This is a genomic window from Micromonospora sp. NPDC047644, assembly GCF_040704315.1.
Taxonomy (GTDB): Bacteria; Actinomycetota; Actinomycetes; order Mycobacteriales; family Micromonosporaceae; genus Micromonospora.
The window spans coordinates 1-10,103 of record NZ_JBEYSY010000035.1; the positions used below are offsets into that span (position 1 = coordinate 1).

A 10,103-nucleotide genomic window follows, 5' to 3' on the forward strand; every position below is an offset into this window, starting at 1 on the left:
CTGGGCCTGTTCCAGCAGCGCCCGTCCAGTGGTTGGGGTACGCCGGAGCAGATCACCGACCCCGAGTACTCCACCACCGCCTTCCTCAAGGGCCTGAAGCAGGTCGACGGGTGGCAGGACATGCCCCTGACCGACGCCGCGCAGACGGTGCAGGTGTCGGCCTACCCGGACGCCTACGCCCAGTGGGAACAGCAGGCCGCCGACCTGGTTGGCCAGCACTGGAACAGCTGACCCCAGCACCACAACGACCGCTGGCCGGCACCCGCAACCCCGGGGTGCCGGCCAGCGGCATCTCCACCCCCTGACCCCGCACAGACCGCACCACGACACCGACCTCTGGCCGGCATCCGCAACCCGGGGTGCCGGCTTGCGGCGTACACCGGTCAGTTCTTGTGGTTGTGGGTTCGCCAGATATCGATCAGCGCGGCGATCAACGCGAGCGCGATGATGCCGGCGGCGAGCATGAGGGACTGTTCGAAGGCGTCGGTCCAGTCGCCGCGGCTGCCGGCCAACGTGGAGAAGAACAGCGACCCGACGGCGGCGATGCCGGCGGCGGCGCCGATCCGCTGGCCGGTCTGGAGCATGCCGGCGCCGCTGCCCGACTGACCGACGGGCACCTCGGAGAGGGTGATCGTCTGGTTGGGGGCGATCACCAGTCCGCTGCCGATGCCGGCGACGAGCAGTGGTCCGGCGGTGACCCAGGGTGCCGGGGCGTCCGGGAAGAGACGCAGTGCGATCACCGTGGCGGCCAGTCCGACCACCACGGTGAGCAGTCCGATGGCGACCAGTGGTCGGCCGAAGCGGTTGACGATGCGGCCACCGAGCACGGCGGCGGCCGCGGAGCCCAGGGCGAAGGGTGTGATGGCCAGGCCGGCGACGAGGGCGCTGTAGCCGAGCCCCATCTGTAGGAACAGGGTGAAGATGAAGAAGATCGCGGTGAAGCCACCGAAGTAGACGAGCGCCAGGACCGAACCCAGCGTGTACGACTGGAAGCTGAACAGTCGGAGGTCGAACAGGGGCTGATGGCGGCGCGCGTAGCGTCGTTCCCAGAGCCCGAAGGCGACCAGCACCGCCAGGCCGGCCGGAATGAGGGCCCACTTCCACGGGGTCCGCCACTGCTGCTCCTGCACCAGTGGCAGCAGCACCAGGACGACACCGATGCCGAGCAGCAGAACCCCGACCGGGTCGAGTTGACGCCAGCCGGGTTGGCCGGTGGGCCGGCCGGGCAGCAACCGCCAGCCGAGGATCACCGCGAGGACACCGACGGGCACGTTGACGAAGAAGACCCAGCGCCAGCCGTGGTCCTCGCCGCCGACGGCGATGAGCAGCCCACCGAGTAACGGCCCGACGGCGGTGGAGATGCCGATGGTGGCGCCGAGGATCCCGAACGGGCGGGCACGTTCGGGCCCACGGAACAGCTGCTGGATCAGCCCGATGACCTGCGGGTTGACGATGCCGGCGGCGGCGCCCTGCAGCAGTCGGGTGATGACCAGCCAGGTCGGGGAGGTGGCGAGGCCGGCGAGCGCGCTGGTGATGGTGAACAGCGCGATGCCGAAGACGAAGGCGTTGCGCCGACCGCGGGCGTCGCCGAAGCGGCCGGCGGGCACCAGCGCCAGCCCGAAGGTGAGCGCGTACCCGGAGAGGATCCACTGCAGATCGCTCGGCGACGCGTGCAGCGCCCGGTCGATCGAGGGCACGGCCACGTTGACGATGCTCACGTCGAGCAGCGTCATGAAGGCGGCGACGAGTCCGACGCCGACGGCCTGCCAGCGCCGTCGGTTCTCAGCCGCGGTCACTGGTTGCGGCGTCTGCGCCGCGCTCATCGCGCCCCCCGTCGACCCTCGGTCACGCATGGTTGACCGCTACCCGGGTCTTCGGGGGGCGAACCGTGCCAGTTGGCTTCGCGGGTCACGCCATCTGGCGGGCGCAGAACCGGGGACCGAAGTCGAGGCCGGCCATCGGTGAGTCCTCGCGGTGCAGCAGACCCTTCTCGGTGAGCAGGTGCAGGGGGCTGCCCACCTGCTCCTCGGTGAGCCCGGACTCCTCGGCGATCAGGTCCGGGTAGGGCACCTGCCCGCGTGCCTCAAGGGTGGTGACCGCCTGGTACACCCGTTGCTCGGCCTCCGACAGTTGCACCTGCTGCATGGTTCCTCCTCTGCTCGTCCGCCACTGCGGTGGCGGTTGCCGTGCGCCGGTTACCCCCTCGGTGCCCGAAGATGCGCACCCGATCGGGCGGTCGCGACGGCGGGCGGGTCCGGCGGTCGAGCCGGGGAGGTGCCCTAGGCTGCTTCCGTGATCGTTTGGGATCTCGTCGTCGTTGGCGCCGGCCCCGCGGGGCTGTCCGCGGCGCACGCCGCCGCCCGTGCTGGCGTCTCCACGCTTGTTGTCGAGCGAGCCGTGCACCCGCGCTACAAGACCTGCGGTGGTGGCCTGATCGGCACCTCGCTGGCGGCCGTTCAGGATCGGATCGAGGTGCCCGCGCACGACCGGGTGGACCGGGTGACGTTCACCCGCGACGGGCGTCGGGAGTTCACCCGCCGCAACGGCAGCCCGGTGGTGACGATGGTGCGCCGCGAGGAGTTCGACGACCGGTTGCGCGCGGCGGCGGTCGCCGCCGGCGCGCAGCTGCGGGAGCGGGTCGCGGTCCGCGCCATCGAGCAGGACCCCGAGGGGGTACGCCTGCGGCTGGCCGACGGTACGACGATCGCGGCTCGTGCCGTGATCGGGGCGGACGGCTCGTCGGGGGTGACCGCGCGGCACGTCGGGGTTCGGTATCGGCAGGTGGATCTGGGTCTGGAGTTGGAGATTCCGGTGCCGCCGGTCGAGCAGGAGCGGTGGCGGGGCCGGCTGCTGTTGGACTGGGGCGACATGCCGGGCTCGTACGCCTGGGTGTTTCCCAAGGGTGACCGGTTGACCGTGGGCGTGATCGCCGCGCGGGGGGCGGGGGAGGGCACCCGCGACTACCTGCGGCGGTTCGTCGACCGGTTGGGTCTGACCGGGCTGCCGGCGGAGCACGACTCCGGTCACCTGACTCGGTGTCGGGCGGAGGATTCACCGTTGCGCACCGGCCGGGTGCTGGTCGTGGGGGATGCGGCGGGGTTGCTGGAGCCCTGGAGCCGGGAGGGGATCAGCTTCGCGTTGCGCTCGGGCGAGTTGGCCGGAGCTGCGGTCGCGGGTGGTGACCTGGCCGGGTACGAGCGGGCGGTGGCCGAGCGTCTGCTGCCGGAGATGCGGGCGGGCTTCCGGCTGCTCGACGTGTTCACCCGTCGCCCGGATGTGTTCCACGCGCTGTTGGCGACCCCGCCGGGCTGGCGGATGTTCGTGCAGTTCTGCCAGGGGCGGGCGAGCTTCGACGAGATGCTGCGCCGTCGGCCGATCCGGGCGGCGCTCGCGGTGCTCGACCGGTTGTCCCGTTCGTCGCGGCAGGCCACCCCCGCTCACCCAGGATCCTAGGATGCCTGAGAGGGTGTGCGCCCGGCTACTGGTGCCGACCGACATGGCCGCCGGACAATCACAGCGGAGCAGGAGGAGACGCTGATGACCGAGCAACCGTTCACCGACGACGAGTACGCGTTCCTGCGTCACGCGCGGTTCGGGGAGTTGCCGCCCGCCGTCCGTCCCGACGAGCGGGTGGCCCTGACCGAGACCGATCCCGGGCGCGACCGGCCGGAGGAGTCCGAGGACCCGATCCGCTGGAACGTGCAGGGCTGAGAACGCGCGACGGGCCGCGGGTGTCGCCACCCACGGCCCGTTCGTGATGCGCTGTCGTCAGAAGACGGGCACGCCCTCGCGTACCAGACGCCAGTTGGGCTGGAAGAAGTCCGCCGGGTCGATCGTCCCCTCGGCCTGCGCCCAGTCGATGAGCAGCTGACGGATCTCCTGCTGCGCGTTGTAGACCTGGGTCTTCACGATGCCGGGGAAGTTGCCGCCGCCGCTGCGCCGGTAGTTGTTCACCGCCACCACGAACTGCGCGTTGTCCGCGACCGGAGTGTCGCTGCCGGCCAGCACCAGGCGGGTGATCCGCTGCCCGACCGGCCGGGAGATGTCGATGTCGTAGTCCAGGCCGGAGAAGACGTCGTAGTTGTAGTCCGGCACCGCCGGGTCGCTGATCTGCTCCGGGTCGACCGGGGCGCCCGGCGCGACCGTCCGGAAGTACTTCGCCGAGTACTCCAGGTAGGCGCGCACCTCGGCGCCGCTGAGCACGACCGCCTCGAGGGTGTTGTCGTACACGTACAGGCCGGCCACGTCGCGGATCTTTACGTCACCGGCGGGGAAGACGGCGGTCCGGCTGAACGGCGCCGCGATCGACAGCACCGGCAGGTCCGCGTACGCCGTGCCGGCCAGCGCCGCGCCGACCACCTCGGTCTGCACGTGGTTGATGAAGTCCAGGATCGGGGTGTCCTTGTACCGCGACTGCGCCGCCGACAGCTCCACCGTGGACCGGGCGACCACCTGGTTGACGTACGCCACGGTCTTCTGGTGTTGGGCCCGCACGGCGGCGAGCACCTTCGGGTCCTCGACCACCGTGTTGGTGTTCAACATGGTGGCGGCCTTCTTGGTGATCGCCCACCGGCCGCGCTCGCGGGTGAGGGTGAAGTCCATCCGGGTGAGCCGCTGGCCCCACTTCGACGGCTCGGAGAGCAGCACCTGCGTGCCGGTGCGCTCGTTGGTCACGAACCGCTCGACCACCTCGTTGTGCGCGTGCCCGAAGAGGATCGCGTCGATCCCCGGCACCTGCTGGGCGATCAACGCCACCGGGTTCTCGTTCGGCAGCTCGGGGCCGTAGCTGGAGGTGCCGCTGTCACCGCCGTGGGCGGAGATCAGCACGAGGTCCGCGCCGCGGGCCCGCATGATCGGCACCCACTTCGCGGCGGTCGCGATCATGTCGTCGAAGCGCAGCTTGCCCTCGACGTTGCCCTTGTCCCAGATGGCCACACCGGGGTTGGTCAACCCGAGGATGCCGACCCGCAGGGTGGGCGCGCCAAGACCGAGGGAGACCTTCTTGATGACGTACGGGAGGAAGGCCGGCTTGCCGGTCTTGGCGTTGACGGCGTTCGCGGCGAGCGCCGGGAAGCCGAGCTGACGGATCCACAGGTCCAGCAACGGCAGACCGTAGTTGAACTCGTGGTTGCCCAGGGTCACCGCGTCGTAGTCGATGACGTTCATGGCCCGGGCCATCGGGTGCTTCTCCCCGGTGGCGGTGATCGGCTCCTGCTTGGCGTAGTACGTGGCCAGCGGCGTGCCCTGGATCGTGTCGCCGGCGTCGAGCACCAGCGTCGCCTTGCCGCGCCGCTCCCGACGGATCTGGTTGATCAACGTTGCCAGCTTCGCCACGCCGATGTCGTTCTGCTTGCTGTCGTCGTACTCGGCGTCGCGGTAGTAGTCCCAGTTGTAGACGTTGCCGTGCGTGTCCGACGTGCCCAGGAGGGTGAGATCCCAGGTGCGCGGCTGGGGCCTGCCGGCCGCCTGCGCGGGCGCGGCGGCGATCAGCGGGGTGGTCGCCGCGGCGGCCGCGGCGACGAGCACCTGGCGGCGCGACGGGCCGGAGGGAGTGGTCATGACGTGCCTTTCCATGGGGGTGGACGCGCCTCGTGAGCGCCTTGCGCACCCTAACCAGCAGCGGGCACCGCCGCACGGCAGCCCCGGCCGTTGCGGCGGTTTCCGCAGGCCGACGCAGGGTAGGGCGGTCAGGGACGGCATTCGCGGGAGACCCCCGCTTCCCGCGCGCAGCGAGGAGAGTTTCAGTGAGCGAGGACCAGCACACCCAGCAGGACCCGACCAGCCAGTACGGAGGGCAGTCCGGTCAGCCCGCGCAGCAGCAGTCGGCGCCCGGCTCGACCGCGGAGATGAACCCGCGGCCGGACCACGGGGAGGAGTCGTACCGGGGCAGCGGCAAGCTCGACGGCAAGCGGGCGCTGATCACCGGCGGTGACTCGGGGATCGGCCGGGCCGTCGCGATCGCGTTCGCCCGGGAGGGCGCGGACGTGCTCATCTCGTACCTCAGTGAGGAGGAGGACGCTGACGCCCGGGAGACCATCCGCCTGGTCGAGGCCGCCGGCCGGCGGGGTGTCGCGGTACGCGGCGACGTCACCGACGAGGCGCACTGCCAGGAACTGGTCGACCGGGCGGTGCGCGACCTGGGCGGTCTCGACATCCTGGTGAACAACGCGGCGTACCAGATGTCGCAGGACAAGGGGATCCTCGGGATCAGCACCGAGCAGTTCGACCGGGTGTTCAAAACCAACCTGTACGCGATGTTCTGGCTCTGCAAGGCCGCCATTCCGCACCTGGCCGAGGGGTCGGCGATCATCAACACGTCGTCGATCCAGGCGTTCGACCCGTCGCCGCAGTTGCTGGACTACGCCACCACCAAGGCGGGGATCGCCAACTTCACCAAGGCTCTCGCCGCCGACCTGGCCGAGCAGGGCATCCGCGTCAACGCGGTCGCACCGGGCCCGGTGTGGACGCCGTTGATCCCGGCCACCATGCCGCAGGAGAAGGTGAAGCAGTTCGGCACCGACACCCCGGAGGGGCGTCCCGGGCAGCCGGCGGAGCTGGCACCCGCGTACGTCTTCTTCGCCTCGCAGGAGTCCAGCTACGTGACCGGCGAGATCCTGGGGGTCACGGGCGGTCGACCGACCAAGTGAACCGCCGTCGGGTGGGCGTCCGCCCGGATGCCCACCCGACGCTCGTGGCGCTCGCGTCTCGTGTTCGCGCGGCCCGTCGATGGCGCGGTCCGTGGTGCGGCTTGTTCTTGTGACTCGTTGGTCAGCGTGGCCAGGCGGCGAAGCGTTGCCGAATCTCCGCGACGTCGACGGCCCCCAGGCCGTATCGGCTGAAACGCTGGTCGGAGAGCCGGTCCAGATAGCGGCCGGCGGCGCGCACGTCGTCCGGGTCCAGCGCGGGGTCGACCTGCCGGGCCAGCACCAACAGTTCGGTCACGTCGTAGTGGTCGAGGGCAGCGGCCACGTCGATGAAGTCGCGAACCTCCCGCCGGTTGACCAACGCCGCGATCTTGTTCGCCACCAGGTCACGAACGTCCATCACCGGGCCGAGATCCATCACCACCGGACTCTGCTGGCGGTCCAACCGGGCCAGACTGAGCCGGATCTGGCGCCCGTCGCGGCTCACCACGAAGTCCTTCATGTCCTGCTCGTACCCGTCGAACAGCTCGGCCAGCTCACTGTCCGGGTCGGCGTCACTGACGATGAACCCGGCCCGCTCCAGGGCCACCCGCACCCCGGCGGACGCCGCCCCCGCAGCACCCTCCACGTCCGCGAAGAGGTCCACGTCCTCCGTCGGCCGGGCGACCAGCCCGTGCACCGCCCACGCCACCCCACCACCCAGAACGAACCGGTACGGCCCGGCGGCGGCCAGCGCCACCCGGGCCACCTCCCGGTAGAACTCGTGCAGATGAGGTTCGGTCACGCTGCGCGCAGGCCGCGGTGCCGGCTCTCCCACGCCTGGCGCACGCCCCGAGGCAGGTTGAGCAGTCGCCACACCCGACGCAACGTCCGCCCGTTGATCAGGGCGCGCAGATCCTCGGCCCGAGTGGTCTCGCGAAGCACGTTCTCGTACATCCAGAGCAGCTGGTCCGGGTCGCCGAGGTCGAAGGTGCGCTCGGCGTTCCACATCAGCCGTACCGGCAGTTCCACCACACCCCGGGTGGGGCCGGCAAGCTCGGCGAGGGTCCGCGCCACCACAGCGGGGCGACCCGGACGGGCCAGAAAGGCCACGCCGGTCGCGGTGGGGGAGACGGCCTGCATGGTGTCAGGGTAACGCCCGTCAGAGCCGGTGTCGCTCAGGTCGATCCGAGCGCGCTGCTCAGGCGCGCCGACCTGACCCTGTCCGGCTGCGAAGTCTGCCCGGTTTGCGCGGTCTCGGCGCGGTCGATGCGCTCCTGATCGACTCGGGTTCCCGAAAGTCGGGGTGTCCGGGCGTCCGGGATGCCCCGACTTCCGTAGACCCGAGTGGATCACCCTGGTGAGGGCTGGTTCGATGGCGTGGAGCCCGGCACCGTGTGGGCGGTTTGTCTGTTTGTGGGGTGTGGTCGGGCGCACTCGTGGGCGGGAATCATGGCCGGGGCGGGGTCGTTACATACCCTGACGATCGCAGTACCACCGACCGGCCGCCCGACTGTTGAGGGCTGGTCGCGCAGGTCGGAATGACACGCCTCCCCCGGTCGTTGCCGTCCCCACGGACGACCGACGGTCACCGCCTACACGAGGGTGCCGGCAGGCGGGCCGATCCCGGGAATGACCTCGGCCCTCCGGCCGTCACAACCCCACGACCGCAGGCACCGCCTCAATCTTGGTGCCCGATGGATGGGCCGATCCCGGAATGACCCCGGCCCCCCGGTCGTTACACATGAACCCCGGCGCTACGAGCCCCCCGGCTCGGAAGGTCGCCGACCCCGACGCCCCACTAGGCGTCACCCCAGACTTTCCCCCCTTTGTGAAGTGCAGCGCCGGACGAGGTGCTCACACCCTCACCACCGCCCCCTTGGTGGTGCGGGTGTTCTACCCCCGAAGGAGCTACCCCCATGAACACCATGATTCGTAAGAGCATGTTGTCTGTTGCTGGTCTCGCGTTCGCCGGTGGTGTCTTCGCCGGCCCGATCGCCGCCCACGCCGCCACCCCCGTGGTGGACGCCAAGCCCGTCGCCGTGGCCGTGCAGGCCGCCGCGCCGAAGCCGCAGGGCGACCAGTCCCACATCACCCTCAACGACGAGCAGACCGCCAACGTGAAGGCGATCATCGCCGCCACGAAGAAGGCTGGTCTGCCCGAGCGGGCCGCGGTCATCTCGATCGCGACGAGCCTGCAGGAGTCCAAGCTGGAGAACCTGGGCCACCTCGGCGACGCCAACGACCATGACTCGTTGGGCCTGTTCCAGCAGCGTCCGACCAGCGGTTGGGGCACCCCCGAGCAGATCACCAACCCCGAGTACTCCACCACCGCGTTCCTGAAGGGTCTGAAGCAGGTCGACGGGTGGCAGGACATGCCGCTGACCGACGCCGCGCAGACGGTGCAGGTGTCGGCCTACCCGGACGCCTACGCCCAGTGGGAACAGCAGGCCACCGACCTCGTCGCCCAGTACTGGAACAGCTGACCCCAGCACCACCGCACACAGCACGACCGCATCGACCGCTGGCCGGCACCCGCAACCCCGGGGTGCCGGCCAGCGGCCTTTCTGTTGTGGGCCGTTGTGGTTCATCCGGCTGGCCTGGTCGGTGCACCGGGGCCATGCGCTGTCCTCCGGTCGTCGCCAGTCGCCAGTCGCCGGGTCAGTCCGACCCCAACCCCCGACGCCGGTCGCTGACCGCCGGCCACCGGCGTTGGGGGTCGGCGGTTGGACCTAGAAATGGATTCCGCGGTGCCAAAGCCCTCGCGGGATGTGGATAGCGAGATCCAACCCGCATCCGCCCGCAGATCTTGGACACTTTCCGTCACGTGGGAACGGAAACTGTCCAAGATCTCAAGGATTGTGGCCGAAGCGCGGCGCGACGGCGGGTGTCGCGGTCGTGAGACGACCGGCGTGCGGCGATGGAACCCCGGCGGCAGGACGGGTCCGGCGCAGCGGCGAGGCGTTGAGACCGCCCTCCGACCACCGCCGCACACCACCGGTGGTACGGCGTGGTGGCCGGCACCGCCCTCATCGACAGCCGACAGGTCTGCCAGTTGGCCTGCGCGGGTTGATGCTTCCGCCTGCTCGGCCCGCCCCAACCGCACTGCCCGCCCGCCCCGCCCGGCCGCCCGCACCGCCGAGGAGTCCCGTCCCGCCGCACCGCCCGCCCGCTCCCGCCGCACCGCCCGCGCCGGCTGCACTGCCGCCCGCCTACGCCGGCCGGCGGTGCGGCTTGAGCGGAGCGGCTGCGGCGCTAAGGCACCAGGGCACCACGGCCGGGCGGCACCACGGCCGGGCGGCACCACGGCCGGGCGGCGGTCCGGCCGGGCGGGTGCCGATCGGATGGGTGGTGAGGCGAGTGAGGGAACAACGGCGCCGGCGGCCTGGTTGTGGAGGGTGTCGGTGTGACTCAGTGTCCCCGGGCCTCACCTAATATCGCCCTCGCGGAATACCGTTCGGCTGGAGCCGCGTCGTGCCA

The 10,103-nt window shown here is 70.8% G+C and carries 9 protein-coding genes and 1 pseudogene; 5 read left to right on the forward strand and 5 right to left on the reverse strand.

Annotated features, from left to right (window positions below; all coding sequences use genetic code 11):
- A pseudogene (locus AB0877_RS31450) lies at positions 1 to 231 on the forward strand (hypothetical protein); the annotation flags it as partial.
- Positions 232 to 383: 152 nt separating this feature from the next.
- Here AB0877_RS31450 and AB0877_RS31455 read toward each other — a convergent pair.
- Complete coding sequence (locus tag AB0877_RS31455; RefSeq protein WP_366613458.1) at positions 384 to 1,823, reverse strand: MFS transporter; 1,440 nt, start codon at positions 1,821 to 1,823, stop codon at positions 384 to 386.
- 85 nt (positions 1,824 to 1,908) lie between these two features.
- Positions 1,909 to 2,145 carry a hypothetical protein gene (locus AB0877_RS31460; RefSeq protein ID WP_030491902.1) on the reverse strand — a complete coding sequence of 79 codons (237 nt, stop codon included), beginning with the start codon at positions 2,143 to 2,145 and terminating at the stop codon, positions 1,909 to 1,911.
- 147 nt (positions 2,146 to 2,292) lie between these two features.
- Here AB0877_RS31460 and AB0877_RS31465 point away from each other — a divergent pair, with 147 nt between their 5' ends.
- Together AB0877_RS31465 and AB0877_RS31470 are read left to right on the forward strand one after the other, a co-directional pair.
- Entirely contained in the window at positions 2,293 to 3,453 is a 1,161-nt protein-coding gene (locus AB0877_RS31465; protein WP_366613460.1) for a geranylgeranyl reductase family protein, read from the forward strand.
- A gap of 84 nt (positions 3,454 to 3,537) precedes the next feature.
- The gene (locus tag AB0877_RS31470; RefSeq protein ID WP_167362358.1) at positions 3,538 to 3,711 is read left to right on the forward strand and encodes a hypothetical protein; all 174 of its coding nucleotides are present in this window, start codon (positions 3,538 to 3,540) and stop codon (positions 3,709 to 3,711) included.
- A 57-nt stretch (positions 3,712 to 3,768) separates the two neighbouring features.
- Here AB0877_RS31470 and AB0877_RS31475 read toward each other — a convergent pair whose 3' ends face one another.
- Positions 3,769 to 5,559, reverse strand: a complete 1,791-nt coding sequence (locus AB0877_RS31475; RefSeq protein ID WP_366613462.1) for a 5'-nucleotidase C-terminal domain-containing protein — start codon at positions 5,557 to 5,559, stop codon at positions 3,769 to 3,771.
- 185 nt (positions 5,560 to 5,744) lie between these two features.
- Here AB0877_RS31475 and AB0877_RS31480 point away from each other — a divergent pair, with 185 nt between their 5' ends.
- A complete protein-coding gene (locus AB0877_RS31480; protein WP_366613464.1) occupies positions 5,745 to 6,647 on the forward strand; it encodes an SDR family oxidoreductase in 903 nt (300 codons plus the stop codon).
- A gap of 121 nt (positions 6,648 to 6,768) precedes the next feature.
- On the opposite strand, the gene AB0877_RS31485 is transcribed toward AB0877_RS31480, so the two are convergent.
- Together AB0877_RS31485 and AB0877_RS31490 are read right to left on the reverse strand one after the other, a co-directional pair.
- Positions 6,769 to 7,428: a nucleotidyl transferase AbiEii/AbiGii toxin family protein gene (locus AB0877_RS31485; protein WP_366613466.1), complete on the reverse strand. Its 660-nt coding sequence runs from the start codon at positions 7,426 to 7,428 to the stop codon at positions 6,769 to 6,771.
- On the reverse strand, positions 7,425 to 7,766 hold the full coding sequence (locus tag AB0877_RS31490) for a hypothetical protein (RefSeq protein WP_124770765.1): 342 nt from the start codon (positions 7,764 to 7,766) through the stop codon (positions 7,425 to 7,427). The genes AB0877_RS31485 and AB0877_RS31490 overlap by 4 nt, the downstream gene beginning before the upstream one ends.
- A 776-nt stretch (positions 7,767 to 8,542) precedes the next feature.
- On the opposite strand from AB0877_RS31490, the gene AB0877_RS31495 reads away from it, so the two are divergent.
- Positions 8,543 to 9,109, forward strand: a complete 567-nt coding sequence (locus AB0877_RS31495; RefSeq protein ID WP_366613468.1) for a hypothetical protein — start codon at positions 8,543 to 8,545, stop codon at positions 9,107 to 9,109.
- Positions 9,110 to 10,103 lie beyond the last annotated feature (994 nt).

What these genes read in the sequence shown, in the direction of transcription:
- AB0877_RS31470 (WP_167362358.1), top strand. Translation starts at nt 3,538, where the DNA reads ATGACCGAGCAACCGTTCACCGACGACGAGTACGCGTTCCTGCGTCAC.
- AB0877_RS31455 (WP_366613458.1), bottom strand. Translation starts at nt 1,823, where the DNA reads ATGAGCGCGGCGCAGACGCCGCAACCAGTGACCGCGGCTGAGAACCGA.
- AB0877_RS31495 (WP_366613468.1), top strand. Translation starts at nt 8,543, where the DNA reads ATGAACACCATGATTCGTAAGAGCATGTTGTCTGTTGCTGGTCTCGCG.
- AB0877_RS31475 (WP_366613462.1), bottom strand. Translation starts at nt 5,559, where the DNA reads ATGACCACTCCCTCCGGCCCGTCGCGCCGCCAGGTGCTCGTCGCCGCG.
- AB0877_RS31490 (WP_124770765.1), bottom strand. Translation starts at nt 7,766, where the DNA reads ATGCAGGCCGTCTCCCCCACCGCGACCGGCGTGGCCTTTCTGGCCCGT.
- AB0877_RS31460 (WP_030491902.1), bottom strand. Translation starts at nt 2,145, where the DNA reads ATGCAGCAGGTGCAACTGTCGGAGGCCGAGCAACGGGTGTACCAGGCG.